General features: G+C 70.8%; 16 protein-coding genes and 3 tRNA genes. 8 read left to right on the plus strand and 11 right to left on the minus strand.

Annotation, left to right across the window (positions count from 1 at the left end):
- Positions 1–226: 226 nt before the first annotated feature.
- Together BRM1_RS11770 and BRM1_RS11775 are read right to left on the minus strand one after the other, a co-directional pair.
- Positions 227–1,357: a hypothetical protein gene (locus BRM1_RS11770; protein WP_268526164.1), complete on the minus strand. Its 1,131-nt coding sequence runs from the start codon at positions 1,355–1,357 to the stop codon at positions 227–229.
- Between the two features lie 126 nt (positions 1,358–1,483).
- Positions 1,484–3,028, minus strand: coding sequence for an FAD-dependent monooxygenase (locus BRM1_RS11775; protein ID WP_268526166.1), 1,545 nt, complete (start codon positions 3,026–3,028; stop codon positions 1,484–1,486).
- A 253-nt stretch (positions 3,029–3,281) separates the two neighbouring features.
- Here BRM1_RS11775 and BRM1_RS11780 point away from each other — a divergent pair, with 253 nt between their 5' ends.
- Positions 3,282–3,950 carry a TetR family transcriptional regulator gene (locus tag BRM1_RS11780; RefSeq protein ID WP_268526168.1) on the plus strand — a complete coding sequence of 223 codons (669 nt, stop codon included), beginning with the start codon at positions 3,282–3,284 and terminating at the stop codon, positions 3,948–3,950.
- 245 nt (positions 3,951–4,195) lie between these two features.
- On the opposite strand, the gene BRM1_RS11785 is transcribed toward BRM1_RS11780, so the two are convergent.
- The 3 genes from BRM1_RS11785 to BRM1_RS11795 form a co-directional block, all read right to left on the minus strand.
- Positions 4,196–4,268 (minus strand) — tRNA-Phe (locus BRM1_RS11785).
- Between the two features lie 61 nt (positions 4,269–4,329).
- A tRNA-Asp gene (locus BRM1_RS11790) sits at positions 4,330–4,403 on the minus strand.
- Positions 4,404–4,447: 44 nt separating this feature from the next.
- Positions 4,448–4,520: transfer RNA gene (locus tag BRM1_RS11795), tRNA-Glu, on the minus strand.
- A gap of 243 nt (positions 4,521–4,763) precedes the next feature.
- Here BRM1_RS11795 and BRM1_RS11800 point away from each other — a divergent pair.
- The 6 genes from BRM1_RS11800 to ybaK all read left to right on the plus strand — a co-directional run bounded on the left by BRM1_RS11800 (position 4,764) and on the right by ybaK (position 8,969).
- Positions 4,764–5,012, plus strand: a complete 249-nt coding sequence (locus tag BRM1_RS11800) for an AbrB/MazE/SpoVT family DNA-binding domain-containing protein (RefSeq protein ID WP_160954256.1) — start codon at positions 4,764–4,766, stop codon at positions 5,010–5,012.
- Positions 5,009–5,938, plus strand: coding sequence for an ABC transporter ATP-binding protein (locus BRM1_RS11805; protein WP_268526171.1), 930 nt, complete (start codon positions 5,009–5,011; stop codon positions 5,936–5,938). Before BRM1_RS11800 ends, BRM1_RS11805 begins: the two co-directional genes overlap by 4 nt.
- Positions 5,935–6,687 (plus strand): ABC transporter permease, encoded by a 753-nt coding sequence (locus BRM1_RS11810; RefSeq protein ID WP_268526172.1) that lies wholly within the window; start codon positions 5,935–5,937, stop codon positions 6,685–6,687. Before BRM1_RS11805 ends, BRM1_RS11810 begins: the two co-directional genes overlap by 4 nt.
- Positions 6,684–7,673 (plus strand): IS481 family transposase, encoded by a 990-nt coding sequence (locus BRM1_RS11815; RefSeq protein ID WP_268526174.1) that lies wholly within the window; start codon positions 6,684–6,686, stop codon positions 7,671–7,673. The genes BRM1_RS11810 and BRM1_RS11815 overlap by 4 nt, the downstream gene beginning before the upstream one ends.
- Positions 7,674–7,790: 117 nt before the next feature.
- Complete coding sequence (locus BRM1_RS11820; RefSeq protein ID WP_160953106.1) at positions 7,791–8,174, plus strand: metallopeptidase family protein; 384 nt, start codon at positions 7,791–7,793, stop codon at positions 8,172–8,174.
- A 294-nt stretch (positions 8,175–8,468) separates the two neighbouring features.
- Positions 8,469–8,969 (plus strand): Cys-tRNA(Pro) deacylase, encoded by a 501-nt coding sequence (gene ybaK, locus BRM1_RS11825; RefSeq protein WP_160953107.1) that lies wholly within the window; start codon positions 8,469–8,471, stop codon positions 8,967–8,969.
- 195 nt (positions 8,970–9,164) lie between these two features.
- Here the strand turns inward: ybaK and BRM1_RS11830 are convergent, their stop codons facing one another.
- Positions 9,165–9,791: a YigZ family protein gene (locus BRM1_RS11830; RefSeq protein ID WP_160953108.1), complete on the minus strand. Its 627-nt coding sequence runs from the start codon at positions 9,789–9,791 to the stop codon at positions 9,165–9,167.
- Positions 9,792–10,096: 305 nt separating this feature from the next.
- Between BRM1_RS11830 and BRM1_RS11835 the strand changes: the two genes are divergently transcribed.
- Positions 10,097–11,455, plus strand: coding sequence for an aspartate aminotransferase family protein (locus tag BRM1_RS11835; protein WP_268526180.1), 1,359 nt, complete (start codon positions 10,097–10,099; stop codon positions 11,453–11,455).
- 665 nt (positions 11,456–12,120) lie between these two features.
- Here the strand turns inward: BRM1_RS11835 and BRM1_RS11840 are convergent.
- The 5 genes from BRM1_RS11840 to BRM1_RS11860 form a co-directional block, all read right to left on the minus strand.
- Entirely contained in the window at positions 12,121–13,374 is a 1,254-nt protein-coding gene (locus BRM1_RS11840; RefSeq protein WP_268526182.1) for a M20 family metallo-hydrolase, read from the minus strand.
- Positions 13,375–13,805: 431 nt separating this feature from the next.
- The gene (locus BRM1_RS11845) at positions 13,806–15,437 is read right to left on the minus strand and encodes an amidohydrolase (RefSeq protein ID WP_160953111.1); all 1,632 of its coding nucleotides are present in this window, start codon (positions 15,435–15,437) and stop codon (positions 13,806–13,808) included.
- Between the two features lie 364 nt (positions 15,438–15,801).
- The gene (locus tag BRM1_RS11850) at positions 15,802–17,472 is read right to left on the minus strand and encodes a thiamine pyrophosphate-dependent enzyme (RefSeq protein ID WP_268526185.1); all 1,671 of its coding nucleotides are present in this window, start codon (positions 17,470–17,472) and stop codon (positions 15,802–15,804) included.
- A 213-nt stretch (positions 17,473–17,685) separates the two neighbouring features.
- The gene (locus BRM1_RS11855; protein ID WP_268526187.1) at positions 17,686–19,011 is read right to left on the minus strand and encodes an MFS transporter; all 1,326 of its coding nucleotides are present in this window, start codon (positions 19,009–19,011) and stop codon (positions 17,686–17,688) included.
- A gap of 329 nt (positions 19,012–19,340) precedes the next feature.
- Positions 19,341–20,150, minus strand: coding sequence for an amino acid ABC transporter ATP-binding protein (locus BRM1_RS11860; protein WP_160953114.1), 810 nt, complete (start codon positions 20,148–20,150; stop codon positions 19,341–19,343).
- Position 20,151 lies beyond the last annotated feature (1 nt).

The following is a 20,151-nucleotide window of genomic DNA, read 5'->3' on the forward strand; positions in this document are numbered from 1 at the left end:
GGTGCGGGTTCGAGGTGCGACGGTGTGCGAGGTGCGCGTGCTCCAGTGGTGCGCCTGCTGTCGAGGTGCGGTGGCTGCCGAGGTGTGGCCCGTGTGGTTGACGAGGTGGGCTGCCTGCCGAGGTCCACCGGTTGCCGAGGTGCGCTGGCTGCCGAGGAGGTGCGCTCCTGCCGTTGCCGCCTTGGCCTCGGACCCGGGTGATGTGGCCCCAGGCGCCCCGCTGGGCTCAGCGCGGCGGCGGGGTATCGCCCGGGGCTTCGGGTGGGGTCGAATGTGCGGAACCCGGCGGGGATTCCGACGTGGCCCCCAGTTCGGACTCGGGAGTTGAACCGGGGCCGGGCGCGGGTGCCGGCCGTGGTGCGGGTGGGTCGGGCCGCGGGTCGGCCCGCGGCGGCGGTTGGTCGGGCGCAGGGCGGGGCGGATCGGCCGGGTGCGATGGGAGCTGGTACGGGCGGGCTTGGTGCATTGGGGTCTGGCTTGGCGGAATCCGGTGTGGATCGGCCTGGTGCTGCGCGGCGGCCCGCCCCTGTGTGCCCGGGGCCGGAAAATCCCGGGGCCCGGCGGGGCTCACCGGTACCCGCCGGGCGGCGGCCTCGCAGATGACCACGATGGCCACGAGGAGCGCCGCACACAGGATGCCGAGCAGCGCCCGGGCGCCCAATTGCAGCGCCGCGAGACCGGGGGCGCTGTGCACCAACCGCACGAAGATGCGTCCGGTGAGCAGCGAGTAGGCCAGGCGCAGGAGCACGACGACCGCGATCGCCGCGCAGAACGTCCACCAGCGGTAGGCGCGCGCGGCGAAGAACGCGCTGATCATCAGCCCGTCGGCGATTCCGTACACGAGAGGGAACACCAGGGAGAAGAGCACGCTCAGAACGGTGAACGCACTCGCCGTCGTCCCGCGGCCGTCCTGCAGCGGTGCGAGCAGCGCGATGAGCACCACGGACGCGAGCACAGAGAGGAGCAGGCTCGCGCCCAGCAGTGCGAAGGCGGTCGTGCGCTGGGCCCTGCGGGGCCGGACCATGAGGATCGCGGCGCTCATGATGGCGGTGGCGGCGCAGCAGGCGATGATCGAGCCGAGCTGGGCCCACACGGTGCTCGTGTGCATCGAATGTTCGGCGGGCTGCGTGAGGGCGAGCCCGCCGGCGGTGACGAGCGGCGGCAGCAGGGTGAGCGCGCAGACGGCGAGGACCGCGACGACGACGCTGGCGAGGGAGCCCGCGCGGGCTGGGGCACGGAATTGCGCTGGAGGACGGGACTGCACGGGGGCTCGGGACTGGTGGGGGAGCGCGGCGGAGGCATCACCGTGGTGGTGGCCCTGTCCATGGTCGCCTGTGGTCTGCCGCTGATCGCTCATCGCGCATCGTCCCCTCGCTCCCGGTGACCCCATCGTAGGGGCGAGGGAGGGAGTCCGGCGAGGCCTCCGTGCGGCAGATCCGCAACGGGAGAACGGGAGCGGGGCGCGCCCGCTTATGCGGGAATCCTAGGCGGGGATGAGCTCGTTGGCCGCGAGCGCCACCCGCAGCGCACCGGCCCCGATGGCGCCGTCCTCCACGGGCAGCGATGCCGCGACGAAGCCGTCGGGGCGCACGAGGTAGGCGCGCTCCGCGCTCAGGCGGCCCTGCGGGTCTGCTCCGAAGTCCAACGGCCCATCGACGGCGGTAGGGAGGTCGCAATGGTCCACGTGCGCGCCGTAGGTGTGGACCTGCCAGCTCAGGCGCCGCAGTGCCTCCGCATTGGCGCCCACCTCGGGCAGGCGCAGCCCGACGGCCCGGTCCGCCCCGCCCACGGCGGCGCGGTCGGCGGCCCCGTAGCGGATCCGGTACTGGCCCAGCAGGCCCGCCACGTGGGAGCCGAGGCGGCTCGCGAGCACCCGTGGTGCGGCGAAGCCCGCGAGGGGAGCGATGAGGCGGCGCAGCCGGGCGGTGCCGCGCGAGCGCCCCGCGACGAGGCCGAAGAGCCGGTCGGTGACGGAGACGAGGCGCTTGGCAACGGGCCGCCGCTCGGCCTCGTAGGCATCGGCGGCTGCGGGGGCGGCGATCCCCAGCGCGATGTCGGCGAGGTGGTTGGCCAGGTTGTGGGCATCCTGGAGGCCCGTGTTCATGCCCTGGCCGCCCACCGGTGAATGGACGTGCGCCGCATCGCCGGCCAGGAACAGCTGGCCCTTGCGGAACGCGGAGGCCACCCGGTGGTGCACCCGGTAGGTGGAGAACCAGTCGACATCGGCGCACGTGATGCCCAGTTCGCTGCGGGCAGCCGCAAGCGCCTCGTCCTGCCCGACTTCGGGGCCCGGCGCCATCGAGATGATCCGCGCGTGACCGCCCGGGCCCATGGGGAAGAGCAGCGCAAGCGAGCCCCCGCCGATGCGGATGGCGATCGTCTCCTCGGGCACCCCGCGGACCCCGCGCAGGTCCGCCACGTAGAACGTGGCGTGGTCGGTCACCCCCTGGAAGCCCACACCCATCGCGTGGCGCACGGCGGAGCCTGCCCCATCGGCGCCGATGCACCAGCGCGCGCGGATGCGGACCAGCCCGTCCGGGCCCTCGGCCAGCGCCTCGGCGTGTGCGGGGCCGTCCTGCGCACCGGGCTCGCTGCCGTCGTCGAGGATGGCGATGAGGCGGGTGTTCCAGCGCACGGGTGCGCGTGCGGCAAGCGCTTCGCCGAGCAGCTCCTCGTTCCGGCTCTGCTCGAAGACGTGGATGCCCGGGTAGCGGGTCGCGGCGCCCTGCGCGTCGGCCAGCCCCGCCACGACCCCCGCGGCGGAGTCGCCCACCTGCACGCTGCGCGCCTCGAAGGCCTCGGCGAGCATGTCCTCCGCGAGGCCCAGCTGGTCGTAGATCTCCACCGTGCGGGCCTGGACGGCAAGCGCGCGGGATTCGCGGGTGGGACCGGACTTCGCGTCGATGACGAGGACGTCGACCCCGCGGCGGGCGAGGACGAGCCCGGCCATGAGGCCGGTGGGGCCCGCCCCCACGACGAGGGCATCCGTCTCGATGACGGGGAGGGCGGCCAGTTCGATCGCTGCCATGGTGGCTCCTGTGAATGGGGTGGCGCTCGCGCTCGGTGGTTGCTGAGCGGCTGCGGTGGTGGAACGGCTGGGGTGGTGGGGCAGTCGGGCGGGCGTCGATATTCATCAACCGATGAATAAACGATAGCATGCCGTCATGACGCATCGAGGTGAGCCCGGGCACGATGCCGCGGGAATGCAGGGACGGGCGGCGCACGAGGGTCCGGGGCCACAGGGGCGCGGCCGGGCACGGGCCGCCGGTCCGACACGGCCCGTGGGCCGTCCCGCCGCCGGTGCTCCCGGCGGCGCGCGCGAGGCCATCCTCGCCGCGGCGCGCCGGGAGTTCGCCGAGCGCGGCTTCCGCACCGCGACGCTGCGCTCGATCGCCGGCCGCGCGGGCGTGGATCCCGCGCTCATCTCCCACTACTTCGCCAACAAGGACGGGCTGTTCGCCGCCACCCTCGACCTGCCGGAGGGCGCCGCCGACGTCCTCGCGGATGCCCTGAACCACCCGGCCGCGGAGCGGGGACCGGCCCTGGCGCACGGCTACCTGGCGCTGTGGGAATCTCCCCGGACCGGCCCGCAGCTCGAGGCGCTCGTGCGCTCGGCGCTCAGCAGCGACCTGGCGATGGAGCGCATCCGCGGCTTCATCGTCGACGTGGCGACGGCGCACGGGGTGAGCGCTGCACCGGGAGCTGGGTCCGGAGCGGCAGGGGGTCCCGGACCTCACGGCGGGGGGCAGGGGCCGACGGCGCCTGCGGGCGACGGTCGGGAGGCGGGCGCGGACGTCTCGGCGAGCCGGCTCGGCATCGTCATGACGCAGCTGCTCGGGGCCGCCGTGGGCCGCTACATCGTCAAGGTGCCCTTCGTTGCGGCCCTGCCGTTCGAGGAATTCGCCGCGCAGTGCGGCCGTGCCGCCGGTGCCGTGCTCGCACAGGACTGAGCCCGCGCCCGAGGTGGGCGGCGGCGCCCGCTGCCGGCGCGCCTCGGCGACGGGGTGGGCGCGCGCCGGTCGTGGCAACGGGCGGCCGTCGCTCCGGTGGTTCCGGTGAGGAGTGCCCCGACGGTCCGGCGGTACGGGGGCGGTGCGCGCCGGTCGAGGCGGGGCCGTGCCGCGCTGGAGAAGGCGCACAGGAAGACCCCGCCTCCCAGCCTGGGAACTGGGGGAGCGGGGCCTTCCTCGTGCTGTGGCTCCGACCGGCGTCGATCCGGTGACCTTTCGATTTTCAGTCGAACGCTCTACCAACTGAGCTACAGAGCCATGGCCGATGAACTGGCCATAGAACAAAGGCTCTTCTGAAACAGAAGAGCCTATTGCTCCGCGACCCTGACGGGACTCGAACCCGCGACCTCCGCCGTGACAGGGCGGCGCGCTAACCAACTGCGCCACAGGGCCTTATTCACTTACGATCCGCATTCCGAGGGGGTACTCATCGTGCGTACCCCCAACGGGATTCGAACCCGTGTCGCCGCCGTGAAAGGGCGGTGTCCTAGGCCTCTAGACGATGGGGGCCAATCGGACCGCGAGCCGATCCGGCGTGCGAACCTCCGCAAGCTTAGCGCAGAGGTTCCGGAGTTTGCAAAACGGATGTGAGCCCGATTCCGGTGACCTCCATCACCGGTGCGAGGCCCTCGGCGGGCGGTGATTCGGGGCCCCTAGATGTACTGACCGGACACGTTGATTGACTACATGCCGTGAGGTCACCCCCTGGTTAGTGCCACTTGTTATACTTGTGGCACCAACCAGGAGGTCAGCATGGACATGGATCAAACGCCCCCACCGGGCAAGTACGCCGCGACAGTCAAGGTCGGCCCCAAGGGACAGATCGTCATCCCCAAGGGCGCGCGGGAGCTCTTCGACATCCACCCGGGCGACACCCTGCTCCTCCTCGCTGACGCGAACCAAGGGATCGCTTTGATGCGCCAGGAGACGCTCGATCAGATCATCATGCAGGCGATGCCTGGCCATCAGACCCCCGTGGACTCAGAGGGTGATGAGGAATGAAGAACGTCGTGAGCTGTGCGGCTGTCAGCCGCAACTTCGGCAGCTTCACTGCCCTCGAAGACGTCTCCTTCGAGGTCCGTGAAGGAGAGGTCTTCGGGGTGGTGGGCCCGAATGGTGCTGGTAAGACGACCCTGTTGAACTGCATGGAAGGACTGGACCGCCCTTCGTCTGGGCGCGTCGAGGTGCTCGGCTTCGACCCCGTGCGGGACCAGCACTCGTTGGCTCAGCAAATTGGGGTCCAGCTGCAAAGCGCGGCCCTGCCACCTCGCCTCACTGTGCAGGACGCCCTCGAGCTCTACTCCGCCTTCTACGAGCGCCCGCGGCCTTGGCGCGAACTGTTGACGGATCTGGGGGTCAAGGACAAGGCCAACGCCCGCGTTGACAGGCTCTCGGGTGGGGAGCGTCAACGAGTGTTCGTCGCCCTCGCGTTGATCAACCGCCCCCGGCTCGCTTTCTTGGACGAGCTCACCACCGCTCTCGATCCTCAGTCACGTCGAAACATGTGGGACACCGTCGAGCACGTCCGCGATAGCGGTGCAACGGTCGTTCTCACAACCCACTACATGGAGGAGGCCGAACGGCTATGCGACCGCGTAGCAATCATCGACCACGGCCGGTTGATTGCTTTGGACACAGTGACTTCCCTCATCCAGCAACATGCCGGTGACACCACGGCGAAGCTCATCCTGTCGGCGTCGCCTAGCGCAGAGTTCGACCTCACCGGAGTTCCTGGCGTGACCAGCGCTCGAACAGAGGGACGGGAACTGACCATCCGCGGCGCTGCGGACGGGCTGCAGGGCGTCCTTGCTGCACTGACGGCACACCGCATCACCGTAACGAGCATGAGCACGACGACTCCCGGCCTTGAAGACGTCTTTCTGGCCCTCACCGGTCGACACATCACCACAGAGGAGCAGGCGGCATGAACGCATATCGAGCCCTTCTCAAAGCCCTATGGCGCTCCCAGCGCCGCGACCCTGTAGGCCTGTTCTTCTCTTTCGCCTTCGCGCCGGTTTTGGTGCTGGCCTTGGGTGTGATCTTCGGTAACGATCCGCGACCGGAGTTCGGTGGACGGGGATTCCTCGATGCGACCCTGCCCGCCTTCGCCTCTCTTGTTCTCGCCATGACCGGGGTCCTCCAGGTGCCCGTGGCGATGCTGACCCTTCGTGACACGGGCGCACTCCGACGCCTGAGTCTTACGCCGCTGCGTCGTTCCACCTTCATCGCAGCGAGCCTCACCGTGCACTTCGTCGTAGGTATTGCGGGCATGCTCACCGCTTTGGCGATTGGGATCGGGGTTTTCGGGGTGCCCATGCCTAGCCACGTCCCAGGTGTCCTGGCTGTGTGCCTCATCGGGCTCAGCACCTTCCTCGCAGTGGGTTGCGCGCTTGCGGCGCTCTATCCCTCCGCCACAGCCGCTACGGGCATAGGGAACGTGCTCATGATCCTGCTCATGCTCACATCCGGAGCCTTTACCCCATTGACGGCGATGCCGTCGGCGATTCAGCAGATCGTTAAGTATTCACCCGTCCGTTGGTTCGTCGAAGCCGCTCAACACGCGTGGGACGGCGACCCACTAGCCGCCATGATCATGCCGGTGTTTCTTCTGTGCGTTGTACTCGCTGTCGCTGCTCTCGTCGGCCGGTGGCGCTTCCAGTGGGATCCGGTCCGATGACGACGCACGCGAACGCCGCTCTCACACCTCGCCACCGACTCAAGGTCGCCCGCCTCATCGTCGACGAAGGATGGCCGATCAGCGAGATCGCAGCCCGGTTCCAGGTGTCGTGGCCCACCGTGAAGCGTTGGGTCGACCGCTATGTGTCCGGCGAGTCCATGCAGGACAGGTCCTCGCGCCCGAAGAACTCACCGACCAAGACATCGCTCGCGGTCACGAAGCGCTGTATCAGCCTGCGAATGAGACTGCGAGAAGGACCGGTTCAGCTCGCCGTGCGCGTCGGTGTCGCTCCATCGACCGTGCACCGCATCCTGCGCTCGGCTCGATTGAACCGACTTGCTTACCTCGACCGCGCCACTGGCGAGCTAGTTCGCCGGTACGAACACCGCTACCCTGGCTCCCTCGTCCATGTAGACGTGAAGAAGTTCGGGAACATCCCCGATGGCGGTGGCTGGCGCTACGTGGGCCGCCGCCAAGGAGAGAAGAACCGTTCCGCCACCCCCGACAAGCCGAAGAACAAGTGGCGCGATCCCAAGCTCGGGTACGCCTTCATCCACACCGTGATCGACGATCACTCACGAGTGGCGTACTCCGAGGCCCACGACGACGAGACCGCCACCACTGCGGTCGCTGTGCTGCACCGTGCGGTCGAGTGGTTCACCGATCGTGGCGTCACTGTCGAACGAGTCTTATCAGACAATGGCGGTGCCTACCGCTCGCACCTGTGGCGCGACACCTGCGAGGCGCTGTCCATCACCCCGAAGTGGACCCGCCCCTACCGGCCGCAAACCAACGGCAAGGTCGAACGCTTCCATCGCACAATGGCCGACGGATGGGCTTACGCTCGCTGCTACACCAGTGAGCAGGAGCGTCGCGACGCACTCACTGACTGGCTCCACCAGTACAACCACCACCGGCCGCACACGGCCTGCGACTACCAGCCGCCCATCTCCCGATTGACCAACGTCCCCGGTCAGTACACCTAGAGGCCCGCGCCCCGGCCGCGACGGGCCCGTTCTGAGCAGCCTCGTATTTCGGTCCCCTCTCGAGGAGAGCGGCCTTTTAAACAGAGCGGCCTTTTAGACTGGGGCGATGGAGGGCACATGGAAACGGTAGGCGACGAGTCGGCTGGGGGCGGGGCGTTCGCTGGGGACGGAGTCTTCGACGGACTCGTCGAGGAGGCGATGGCGGCGCTGCCCGCCGAGGTGACCGAGCGCCTCGACAACGTCGCCTTCTTCATCGCCGACGATCCGCCGCCGGAGGCGCCGAGCATCCTGGGACTCTACGAGGGCATCGCCCTCACCGAGCGCGACGCGGCTTACGGATTCGTGCCCCCGGACACCATCACGCTGTTCAAGAACCCGCTCATCGCGTGCGCGCGGGACGAAGACGAGCTCTACGAGCAGATCTACATCACGATCGTCCACGAGGTCGCCCACCACCACGGCATCGACGATGACGAGCTCCACGAGCTGGGCTGGGGGTGAGGCGGGGGTGCCCCTTGCGGCTGCCGCGCGCGGTCCTTCGCGCCCGTGCGCGGTAGCGGCAAGTGGTCGGTCGCGCCCGTGCGCCGTCAGGTGGCTCCCGAGCGGTGAAGTGGGGTAGGCCAGGCGATATCGGTGCCGGTGTGACCCGCGCGACCTCTCAGTTGGCCTCGCCGCCCGCCTCTCCCTTACCCTTGGAGCAATTGCAGTCCGTCCACCCCCCCAAGACCCGCTCGTCGAAGCACCGCCCCGGCCCCGCCGCCGCAGCTTCCCCGGGCAGGAGGCACGTCAGTCCACATGTCGATAGCAGCTCGTTCGCACACCGCATCCACTCCCGCACTGCGTGTGCTCAACCTGGCCGGCGTCGAATACAGCGTCTTCGAATTCGAGCACGATCCCAACGTCCGCCGCTATGGCACGGAGGTCTCGGAAAAGCTCGGGATCGCCTCCGACCGCGTGTTCAAGACGCTCATGATCCTCGTCGACGGCGAGCCCATCACCGCCCTCGTCCCCGTCTCCGGGCAGCTCGACCTCAAGGCTCTCGCTACCGCGATCGGCGGCAAGAAGGCGCAGCTGGCCGGCATCGCCGAAACGGAGCGCCGCACCGGCTACCAGACCGGCGGGGTCAGCCCGTTCGGCCAGCGCCGCACCTCGCCGGTCGTCATCGACCGCACCGCGCAGGACCACGAGACGGTCTACATCTCCGGCGGGCGGCGCGGCCTGGAGATCGAGATGCGCCCGGACGACCTGGCCATGCTCACCGACGCCCGGATCGCGAAGATCGCCGCCATCGACTGATCGCTGCTGCCCTGTTGGGGTGCTGCACAGACTCTTCACCTGATCGGCCCTGCCCGGGCGGGTGAAGACTTTTCGAGCGCAATCGCAGTGTTGCCGTGCAGAAGTCTTCACCGGATTGCGGCCGCGCCATCGCGTGGAGACTTCGCGCAGCACCCCCTCGGCCGCCCCGCTGCAGGCACCGCTACGCGCTCAGCGCTACAGGTACTCCGGCGCGCCCCGCTCCGGTGCCGCGCGGCCCCCGCTGAGGTCGGCGAGGAGGGCCAGCAATGCCTCCGCCTCGGCCTCCGGAGCGCCCAGGCGCAGGCGCACCGCGGCATCGTAGTCCGCGCTCAGCACCCGCCACCCCTGCTGCTCGACGCGCGCCTTGACCTGCTCGGCGAGGCCGTAGTCGAACTCCGCGGCGACCGGGACGACGAGCTCGCGGGTGTCGATGCGCAGCCGGTCGGCCGCGTGGGCCGCGGCCCCGCCGTACGCGCGCACCAGACCGCCGGCTCCCAGCAGCGTGCCGCCGAAGTAGCGGGTCACTACCGCCACGACATCCGTGAGCTCCCGGCCGGCGAGCACCTCGAGGATGGGCGCTCCCGCGGTGCCGGCGGGTTCGCCGTCGTCGCTGAAGCGCTGCGTCTGGCCGCGCGGGTCCAGCACGAACGCCATGCAGTGGTGGCGGGCCTTCGGGTGAGCGGCGCGCTGCTCGTCGACGATTGCGCGCGCAGCGGACTCCGATTCCGCGTGCGCCACCCGGGCGATGAAGCGGGAGCGCTTGACCTCGATCTCCGCCACCGCCTCCCCACGGGGCGTGCGGTAGCTGGCAGCCTCGGACATGCCAGCCACCCTACGCGGTCGCACGTGCGATGAGCGCGCGGCGGCCGACGGGGTGAGCGCGGGCAGCCGGCGGGGTGACCACCGAACCGCCGGCGCGAGGAGCGCGCACCGGCCAGCGCCTCGGCGGCGTGTGGGTGCCCGTGTCCGCACTGCGGCCGTGGCCCGAGCGGGCAGTGCCCGTCCCCTACGATGGGGGCACCGCAGCGGTGCACGCGCAATCCGCCGTGGCGGGCCCGCCGGACAGCGCAGTTCGACGGGAACGCGCCCCATGACCACCAGACTTCGCACATTGTGGAAGGACGACAGTGACCAACTTCAGCGAGTCCGAACTCGACGACATCCGAGCCGAATCCGCCCGCGCCTACGAGCTGGACCGCGCGCACGTGTTCCACTCGTGGTCCGCGCAGAAGCAGCTCACCCCCATGACGATCTCGCGCGCCCAGGGCTCGCGGGTCTACGACGGGGAGGGCCGCGAATACCTCGACTTCTCCTCGCAGCTGGTGAACACGAACATCGGCCACCAGCACCCCAAGGTCGTGCAGGCGATCAAGGACCAGGCCGACATCCTCACGACCATCAACCCGGCCCACGTGAATGCGGCCCGCTCGGAGGCCGCGCGGCTCGTCACCGAGCGCCTGCCCGAGGGCCTCGACCACGTGTTCTTCACGAACGGCGGTGCGGAGGCCAACGAGCACGCCATCCGCATGGCCCGCCTCTACACCGGCCGGCACAAGGTGCTCTCCCGCTACCGCAGCTACCACGGCGGCACGAACCTTACGATCAATGTGACCGGCGACCCCCGCCGCGTGCCCAACGACCACGGCGATTCGGGTGTCGTCCACTTCTTCGGGCCCTTCCTCTACCGCTCCGAGTTCGCCGCCCAGACCGAGGCGGAGGAGACGGAGCGCGCGCTGCACCACCTGCGCCGCACGATCGAGCTCGAGGGCCCCGCCACGATCGCCGCCATCGTGCTCGAGACCATCCCGGGCACTGCCGGGATCATGGTGCCCAGCCCCGAGTACGTGCAGGGCGTGCGCGCGCTGTGCGATGAGTTCGGCATCGTCTACATCGCCGACGAGGTGATGGCCGGCTTCGGCCGCACCGGCACCTGGTTCGCGTTCGAGCAGGCCGGCATCGTGCCGGACATCGTCACCTTCGCCAAGGGCGTGAACTCCGGTTATGTGCCGCTGGGTGGCGTCGTCATGAACAATGCGATCTATGACCGCTTCGCCGACTCCCCCTACCCCGGCGGCCTCACGTACTCCGGCCACCCGCTGGCCACCGCCTCCGCCGTGGCGACGATCAACGCGATGGCGGACGAGGGCATCGTGGAGAACGCGGCGAAGCTGGGCGAGGAGATCGTCAAGCCGCGGCTGGAGAAGATCATGGCGAACTCCAAGCACGTGGGCGAGGTGCGCGGTGTGGGCATGTTCTGGGCGATCGAGCTCGTTGAGGACAAGGACTCGCGCGAGCCGCTTGCCCCCTACGGCGGCGGCTCCGAGGCGATGACGGACATCGTCGGCAAGCTCAAGGCCGGCGGCGTATTGCCGTTCGTCAACTTCAACCGCCTGCACATCGTGCCGCCGCTCAACATCACGGCCGAGGACCTCAACGCGGGCCTCGACGTCTACGAAGCGGTGCTCACGAACGCCGACTACAGCTGAGCGCGGAGCGGCATGGTCCCCTGAGCTGGCACGGCGTGGCTTCGCGTCCCTGAGCGGGCACGGGCCCCTGAGAGGCACTGCGCGGCTTCGCGCCCGTGAGCGGTGCGGCACCGCTTCCGCCTCGCAGCCCGCCGCGCCCTGCACTCGCTACGCCGAGCGGTCATTGTCGTACGGAATCTCCTGAGGAGACCGAACGACAATGACCGCTCAGCTGTTTTCCCGGGGTGGAGTGGGGCGCGGGATTTGCGAGGTGGGGGTGGGGGATGTGCGAGGCGTCCGTGCCGGTGGCATGTGCCCGGGGCGCCCTGGGGTCCGTGAGTGGTCGTTCCTGTTCGGTTCCGCGCTCTCGGACCCTACGAGAGTGACCGCTTGGTGCCCGCTTCGGTGGTACCGCTGCCGAGGCGCGGGGAGGCGGAGAACCGCATGAGGCGGCCGTGCCGGTGGCTTGGCCCGGTGGCGCCCCGGCGTTCCGTGAGTGGTCGTTCCTGTTCGGTTCGGCACCCTCGGACCGTACGAGAGTGACCGTTCGGGCTACTGCCTCTGAGCGAGAGGTCAGTCCTGTGCGGTCTGCGGGCGCTTCGCCGCACGGGACTGACCACTCGACCGCCGCCGGGCGCGCCAGCGGCCGCGCCGGTCGCGGCGGAGGCGCCACGCTCCGGCGCCTGCTACTCGTCCAGCGCGCCGTCGAGCAGGCGGGTCGCAACCTCGGTGAAGAGGTTGACGCCGGCGCACATGTCCGCGTCCTTCGTGTACTCGCCCTCGTTGTGGCTGATGCCATCCACGCTGGGCACGAACAGCATGACGGAGGGCACGATGTCCTTCATGTTCGTCGAGTCGTGCCCGGCCACCGTCATGATGGGCCGGTGGCTGAGGCCCAGGTCCTCCGCCACCCGCCGGGAGAGCTCCACGCCGCGCGGGTCGTAGGGCAGCAGGTCCCACTGGTGGGCCGTGTCCTCCTCGATGCGCACGGCGGCGAGCTCCTCGATCTTGCGCATCCGCTCGCGCAGCCTGGCGTCGGCCGCCTCGACCAGGGCGGAGTCCGGGGAGCGCATGTCCAGGTGCAGGCGGGCCTCGCGCGGCACCACGACCGGCGAGTTCGGCAGCACCACGAGCTGCCCCACGGAGGTGTGGATGCCGAACTCGTCGGCGATCTCGCGGGCCAGCACCACGAGGTGCGAGGCGCCCAGCAGCGCGTCGTGGCGGTCGGAGATGATCGTGGAGCCGGTGTGCGCCTGGTCGCCGTGGACGATGAGGTGGTACTTCTTCGCCGCCCACGTCGCCTCGACCAGCCCGATCGCCACGCCCTCCTCGTCGAGGATGCGGCCCTGCTCGATGTGGATCTCCGCATACGCGGCGGCCTGCGGGCCATCGCCGGAGCCCAGGAAGCCGCCGTCCTCCAGCGCCTCGGCCACGCTGACGCCTGCCAAGTCCTCCGTCTTGAGCACCGTGTCCGCGTCGAGCTTGCCCGTGTAGACCCCGGAGCCCATCATGGAGGGCTCGAACCGGGAGCCCTCCTCGTTGAACCAGTTGACCACGGCGATGTTGTACTGCGGCACGTGCCCGGACTCGTCGCAGGCCCGCTTGATGCGCCAGGCGGCCTCGGCGGCGGCGATCACACCGTAGGCACCGTCGAACTTCCCGCCCAGCGGCTGGGAGTCCATGTGCGAGCCCAGCAGCACGTAGGGTGCGCCCGGGGTCCACTCGAACGTGCCGAACTGGTTGCCCACGCGGTCGATGTCCACGCTGAACCCGCGCTCCTCCAGCCATCCGCTCAGCCAGCGGCGCTGCTCGACGTCCGGCTGCGTCATCGCCTCGCGGTCCACGCCGCCGCGCGGCGTCTCGCCGAAGGCCGACATCGTCGCGAAGTCGGTGAGCAGCTCCGAATCCAGCTGCTCCTGTGGTGTGTCTGCGAATCCCATGGCCGCCCGTCCTTTACGCCAGTGCCGCCCGCGGCGGCCTGGCATTGTCGAAAACCGTGTCTCTGCCATTATCTGCGCATCACCCGCACCCGAGGCGCCTCGGGCGCCCGCAGAATCCGGGCTGCCGCTCACCGGCCCGCCGCGCACGGGGAACCCGCTCACGCGCGGCACCCGCTCATGAACAGCCCGCCCAAGCGGCAGCCTCTCAAACGCGGCCCCCGCTCGCCTGCGCCAGAGCCCGGCCCGCACAGCCCGGACCAGGGCCGGCCCGCACAGCCCCCACAGGGGCCGGCCCGCACAACCCCCACCGGAACCGGCCCGCACAACCCCCATCGGACCCGGCCTGACCAGTGGCACCCGTATCCCTGCCGCCGGACCGCCGGAGCGCGCCGCGTCGCCCAACAGCGCCGTCGCCCTACACCACCCTCGCCCTACAGTGCCGAGTGCGTGAACTCCCCGCCGCGCAGCGTCGCGCGGACCTCGATGTCGCGGATGGCCTCCGGATCCACCTGCGTGGGATCGGCGCCCAGCACCACCATGTCGGCGAGCTTGCCGGCGCTCAGCGTGCCCTTCGAGTCGAGCTGGCCCGAGGCCTCGGCGGCGACGCACGTGTAGGCGCGCACCGCCTCGAGCGGGGAGATGCACTCCTCGGGCACGCCGAACACGCCGCCGGAGCGGGTGCGGCGGTCCACGAACGCCTGGATCCCGCGCAGCGCGTTGCCGTCCGCACACGGCCGGTCGGAGGAGCCGGCGAGCATGACACCCCCGTCGACGAACGACTTGCCGCGGTAGAGCATCCTCACGCGGTCATCGCCCAGCGAGCGATTCATGCCGTCGCCGATCGCGTCGGCGAACGCCGCCTGCGGCGTCACCGCGATCCCGTAGTGCGCGAGCTTGGCCAGCGCGGCGTCGGAGACCATGCCGGCGTGCTCGATGCGGCTGGGGATCGCGTGGCGGCCATAGCGGTCGATCGCGTCGCCGATGTTCTTCACCGCCTCGTCCACGGCCAGGTCGCCGATCGCGTGCACCGCAACGGACCAGCCCGAGCGGTAGGCGTCGAGCGTCTGGCGGCGCAGCACCTCAGGGTCCTCCTGGAGGTAGCCAGGGTGGTCGCGGCCGGCGTAGTTGGCGTGCATCGCCGCCGTCTCGCCGGACATCGCGCCGTCCATAAAGATCTTCGTGGGGCCGATGGAGATGTCATCGTCGCCGAAGCCCGTGACGACGCCCAGGTCCAGGCCCAGCCCGAAGTCGTCCGCGCTGTTCGCCGCGACCTCGTGGAGCGCATAGATCGAGGGCATGAGCTGGGCGCGCACGCGCAGCCTGCCCTGTGCGAGCGCCCGCATGTAGGCGGTCACCTCGATGGGGGAGTGGCCGATCCAGCCGCCGCTGATCCCCGCCTCTCCGATGCTCGTGATGCCCTCCTTCGCGTACTGCGCGGTGGCGCGGTCCAGGCAGTCGACGATCGTGTCCGCGGAATAGGGCTTGATGAGGTCCTGCACGGCCTGCTGGGCGGTCTCCTCGATGAGGCCGGTGGGCCTGCCGTGCTCGTCGCGCACAACCTTGCCGCCGGCGGGGTCCGTGTAGCCGGGCTCCAGCATCCCGGCCATCTCCAGCGCCTTCGTGTTCACGATCGCGGCGTGCCCGCTGACCTGGCGCATGAACAGCGGCCGGCCGCCCGTGATGCGGTCGAGCACCTGGATGTCCGGGTATGCGTTGTCGTAGTCCTGCTGCGAGAATCCGGTGGCCTCCACCCATTCGCCCTCGCCGGCGGCCCGCGCGCCCTGTTCGAGCGCGGCGTAGACGGCGTCCATGCCCCCGGGCAGGGCCTCGACGTCCACGCTGGCCAGCGTCAGCCCGAACCACGTCGTGTGGCAGTGGACGTCGTTGAAGCCCGGCAGCACGGCGGCCCCGTCGAGGTCGACCGTCTGCCTCGCGCTCAGGCCGTCGAGCTCCTCATCGAAGCCGACGAGCCGGCCCTGCCACACCCCGATCCGGGCGGCGGTGGGGCGGGAGTCGTCGAGGGTGAGCGCGCGGGCGTTGGTGAGCAGGAGGTCGAGTTCCACGGCGATCGGGGCCTTTCGTGTGAGGGAGCGGTGGTGGAGCGGAGAGCGGCTGGCGGATGCTGGCCGCGGGGTGGCGCGGGGTCAGTCGGTCGGGCGGGGAGGCAGCGCTGGGAGGTGGAGGTGGAAACGGGCGGTCGGAATGCGTGTGCGCGGCCTCGGGCCGCGTAATCCCGGGCGCGTAACCCCGGGCCCCGTAACCCTGGGCCCCGGCCCCGCAACCCCGGGTCCGCAATCCCGCACCCCGTAGCCCCGGGCCGGACGGGCAGTGAGCGTGGGCAGCACCCGCGCGGCGGCGATGCGCGCCCGCCGCGCCCGCTCAGTGCTTCCCCGGCGCACACCCCGCGCGTCCCGACCCCCGCGGCGCTCAGCGCCGGGTGGTGCGCACCTCGGGGTCGACGATCGCGTGGACGATTGCGGGTCCCGGGTAGTCGAGCGCCTGGGCGAACGCGTCGCGGAAGTCCGCGGTGCGCTCCACGCGGATGCCGAACCCGCCGAATGCCCGTGCGTACTCCGCGAAGTCCGGGTTCTGCAGGCCGGTGCCGGACGGGCGGTTCGGGTACTCGCGCTCCTGGTGGCCCACGATGGTGCCGTAGACGGAGTTGTCGTCGACGATGATCGTGATGTCCAGGCCGTGCGCCACGGCGGTCGCGAACTCCTGCCCGTTCATCATGAAGCAGCCGTCGCCGGCGATAGAGAACACCTTGCGGTCGGGGAAAACCAGCGCCGCGGCAACCGCGGCGGGCACCCCGAAGCCCATGGCGCCGTTGCGCGGGCCCAGCAGCGAGGCGGGCCCGTGGGTGGGCAGGTAGCGCGAGGCCCAGCCGGAGTGGTTGCCGGCGCCGTAGGCGATGACCGCATCGTCCGGCAGCAGCTCCCGGACGGAGGCGAACGCGACGTCGAGGTCGAGGTAGCCCTCCCGGGCGCGGTCGTCCGACGGCGTCTGGCGCCAGGCCGCGTAGGCCGAGCGGGTCTCCCGCACCCAGGCGGGCAGCTCGGCCGTGCGCGCGGGGCGCCCGGCCACGGCGGCCGCGAAGTCGGGCGTGCGGGCGACGACCTGCATGTCGAGCGGCCCCGTGTGCTGGCGCAGCTCCGCGTCGGGGTTGACGACGATCGTGTGCGCGGGCTCCATGCCGCGTTCGAAGCCGTTGGTCATGACGTCGGCGCGCGCGCAGCCCAGGAACACCTGCAGGTCCGCCCGGGCCAGCGCCTCGGCGGTGCCGGGCCAGGAGCCGTAGCCTGCGGCCCCCAGGTAGGCGGGGCAGTCGTGGTCGATGCCGTCGGTGGCGCGGAAGTCCGCGATGATCCCCATGCCCTGGCCCTGCGCCCAGGCGGCGATCGCCGCGGATCCCTCGTCGGTCCAGCCCTCGCCGCCCACCACGAGCAGCGGGCGCTCGGCGCGCGCCGCGGCGTCCTCGATCGCCGCGAGCTGGTGATCCGAGACGGGGGTGGCCGCCAGCGGCAGCGGCGGGACGGTCCGCCCGGAGGTCGGGGCGAGCAGCGTCTCCTCCGGCAGGCCGATGATGACGGGCCCCGGGCGCCCGGAGGTCGCGATGTGGAAGGCGCGGGCGACGAGGTCCGCGGCCTCACCCGGGCTGTCGAGGGTGAAGACCCGCTTGGCCGTCGTGCCGAACCAGCCCTCGAGCGAGAACTCCTGGAACGCCTCGTGCCCGCGCATGGTCTCCGGGATGAGGCCCACGAGCACGATGAGCGGCGTCGCGTCCTGGAACGCGGTGTGGACCGCGATCATCGTGTTCGCCGCCCCGGGCCCGCGGGTCACGGCGGCGACGCCGGGCAGCCCGGTGAGGCGGCCCTCCGCGACGGCCATGTTGCCCACGCCGCCCTCCTGGCGGCACACGACGGTCTGGATCTGCGAGTCGTAGAGCCCGTCCAGCACGTCCAGGTAGGACTCGCCGGGCACGCAGTAGACGCGCTCGACGCCCTGGCGCTCGAGCTGGCGGACGATGAGGTGGCCCGCGGAGCACCCGGGCTCTGCGGCGGGGACGGGTTCAGAGCGGCCATCGGTCTGAGTTCTCATGTGCTCACCCTAGCCCGCACCGGCCGCGCGCAGGCAGGCGCTCGCAGAGCAGACCGCGCCCGAGGCGCGGGCCAGGGAGATCCTGGCCTGCACCTCGGGCGCGGGGCTGGCTGTGCCGCCTGGAGGCGCGAGTGCCACCGGGATGGCGGCACCGCCGGCCGGGGCGAGGGCAGCCGAGGCGCCGGCGCGGTCGACGGGCGCCGGCGCCGCCGGTCAGTGGCGGTAGCCGGGCACGTCGATGCTGAGCCGCGGGGCGAGCACCGAGCACACGGCGGTGATGCCGGCGATGACGACGAGCATGATCGGGGCGGGCCACCAGGCGTCGCCGGCCATGTGCTGGAAGGCCGTGGCGAGCATGGGGATGAAGCCGGCGAAGATCGCGGAGATGTTCGCGCACAGGCTCACGCCCGACAGGCGGTAGTGGGCTGGGAAGAGCGCGGTGAGCAGGGCGCCGTTGACGGCGTAGGGGATCGACAGGCAGCACACGCCGATCGTCATGCCGAGGATGACGAGCAGCGGCTGCTTCGTGTCGACCATGAGGAAGATGGGGAACGCGACGAGGACCGTGGCGATGCCGCCGAACGTGGAGACCTTCGCCGCGCCCCAGCGCTCGCCCAGGCGGCCGAAGAAGACGATGATGAGGATCTCGCACGCCGCGGCGACGAGCGTGGCGCCCAGCATGAGGCTGTTCGACAGGCCCAGCGTGTTCTTGCCGTAGGAGACGACGAACGTCGTGACGAGGAAGAAGCCGCCCAGGCCCACGAAGTTCGTGCCGAAGCCCACGATGACCTGCAGCCAGGAGTGCTTGAGCACCTGGACGATGGGGGCGGCGGCCTTCTCGTGCTCGGCCTCGATCTCCTGGAAGACCGGGGTCTCCTCGAGCTTGCTGCGCACATAGACGGCGACGAGCAGCAGCGGCAGGGCCAGCAGGAACGGGATGCGCCAGCCCCACGAGTCGAATGCGCCGGGCTGGGTGATGAGCAGGCCGACGAGGAAGAACCCGCCGGAGGACAGGAGCGTGCCGATCGGGGAGCCGATCTGCGGGTAGGCGGCGTAGCGGGCGCGCTTCTCCGCCGGCGCGGACTCGACGGCGGCGGTCACGGCCCCGCCCCATTCGCCGCCCACGGCCAGGCCCTGGCAGATGCGCAGGACGACGAGGAGGACGGGTGCGGCCACGCCGATCGTCGCGTAGTTCGGCAGCACGCCGATGAGGCCGGTGGTGATGCCGATGCCGACGATCGTGATCATGAGGACCGTCTTGCGGCCCACCCGGTCGCCCAGGTGGCCGAAGATGAGCCCGCCGATGGGCCGGGCCACGAAGCCCACCGCCATCGTCGCGAATGACGACAGCGAGGCGAGGAACGGGTCGCCCTTGTCGAAGAACTGGACGTTGAACACGAGCGCGGAGGCGGTCGTGAAGAGGAAGAAGTCGTACCACTCCATCGCGGTGCCGACGAGGGCCGCGGTGGCGGCGGTGCGCGCCGTCTTCTCGTCCGCGACGAACGCGGGCGCGGGCTTGTCAAGGCGGGGGCTGGTCACGGGGTCTCCTGTGATCGGTGCCGCGCGGCGGCCGCTGCGTGTGCGGGCGCCGCGCGCCGGGGTGGGGCGGCGGACGTGCATCGGGTGGACCTGCGCGACTCTACGCGCATTCCGCCCGCGATGTGATGTCGGACTCACCAGCGGGACGGGTGCGGGCGGCGAGTGCGGGCCACGGGGCCGGCCGGAGCGCTGGGACGGGCACGGGCCGGTCGCCGCAGAGCAGAGCCGGGTCGCCTGAGTGCTCGGTGGCTGCAAGGCCAGGCGGCCGCAGTGCCGGGGGTATCCGTGCCAGGCGGCCGAAGCACCGGGAGACTCAGAGCCCGCCCGCCTCAGAGCCCGCCGGGGTGGAGCACGCGGGAGAGGAACGTCTGCGTGCGCTGGTGCTGCGGGTTGCGGATGACCTCGCTGGGCGGGCCCTGCTCGACGACGACCCCGCCGTCCATGAACACGACCTTGTCCGCGACCTCGCTGGCGAACGCCATCTCGTGGGTCACGACGATCATCGTCATGCCGGCCTGGGCGAGCTCGCGCATGACGCGCAGCACATCGCCCACCGTCTCCGGGTCGAGGGCGGAGGTGGGCTCGTCGAAGAGCATGAGCGCGGGCTCCATGGCCAGCGCCCGGGCGATCGCGACGCGCTGCTGCTGGCCGCCGGAGAGCTGGTCCGGGTAGCGGTCCGCCAGCTCGCCCAGGCCCACCATGTCGAGGCGGTCCTGGGAGATCCGGTTGGCCTCGCCGGTCTCGCGGCCCAGCACGCGGCGCTGGGCGATCGAGCAGTTCTCCAGAGCGGTGAGCTGGGGGAACAGGTTGAAGTGCTGGAAGACCATGCCCACGTGCCGGCGCATGACGTCGAGGTCCGTGTCCGGGTCCGTGGCGGTGTAGCCGGCGACTTCGATCGTTCCGGCGTTCGCCTTCTCCAGGACGTTGATGCAGCGCAGCAGCGTGGACTTGCCGGAGCCGGAGGGGCCGATGAGGCACACGACCTCGCCCGGGGCCACCGTCAGGTCGATGCCCTTGAGCACCTCGACGTCGCCGTAGGACTTGTGCAGGTCGGTGATCGTCACGTCCTCGGCGTGGATGTCCTCGGCGTGGAGGTCCGGGGCGCCTGCGGTGCGCCGGCGCGGGGTGGAATCGGCCATG

The organism is Brevibacterium sp. BRM-1 (assembly GCF_026802075.1).
Taxonomy (GTDB): domain Bacteria; phylum Actinomycetota; class Actinomycetes; order Actinomycetales; family Brevibacteriaceae; genus Brevibacterium; species Brevibacterium rongguiense.

Excerpts from the sequence above, each read along its gene's own strand:
- BRM1_RS11770 (WP_268526164.1), bottom strand. The coding sequence starts at position 1,357 with ATGAGCGATCAGCGGCAGACCACAGGCGACCATGGACAGGGCCACCAC.
- BRM1_RS11775 (WP_268526166.1), bottom strand. The coding sequence starts at position 3,028 with ATGGCAGCGATCGAACTGGCCGCCCTCCCCGTCATCGAGACGGATGCC.
- BRM1_RS11800 (WP_160954256.1), top strand. The coding sequence starts at position 4,764 with ATGGACATGGATCAAACGCCCCCACCGGGCAAGTACGCCGCGACAGTC.
- BRM1_RS11805 (WP_268526171.1), top strand. The coding sequence starts at position 5,009 with ATGAAGAACGTCGTGAGCTGTGCGGCTGTCAGCCGCAACTTCGGCAGC.
- BRM1_RS11810 (WP_268526172.1), top strand. The coding sequence starts at position 5,935 with ATGAACGCATATCGAGCCCTTCTCAAAGCCCTATGGCGCTCCCAGCGC.
- BRM1_RS11815 (WP_268526174.1), top strand. The coding sequence starts at position 6,684 with ATGACGACGCACGCGAACGCCGCTCTCACACCTCGCCACCGACTCAAG.
- BRM1_RS11820 (WP_160953106.1), top strand. The coding sequence starts at position 7,791 with ATGGAAACGGTAGGCGACGAGTCGGCTGGGGGCGGGGCGTTCGCTGGG.
- ybaK (WP_160953107.1), top strand. The coding sequence starts at position 8,469 with ATGTCGATAGCAGCTCGTTCGCACACCGCATCCACTCCCGCACTGCGT.
- BRM1_RS11830 (WP_160953108.1), bottom strand. The coding sequence starts at position 9,791 with ATGTCCGAGGCTGCCAGCTACCGCACGCCCCGTGGGGAGGCGGTGGCG.
- BRM1_RS11840 (WP_268526182.1), bottom strand. The coding sequence starts at position 13,374 with ATGGGATTCGCAGACACACCACAGGAGCAGCTGGATTCGGAGCTGCTC.
- BRM1_RS11850 (WP_268526185.1), bottom strand. The coding sequence starts at position 17,472 with ATGAGAACTCAGACCGATGGCCGCTCTGAACCCGTCCCCGCCGCAGAG.
- BRM1_RS11860 (WP_160953114.1), bottom strand. The coding sequence starts at position 20,150 with ATGGCCGATTCCACCCCGCGCCGGCGCACCGCAGGCGCCCCGGACCTC.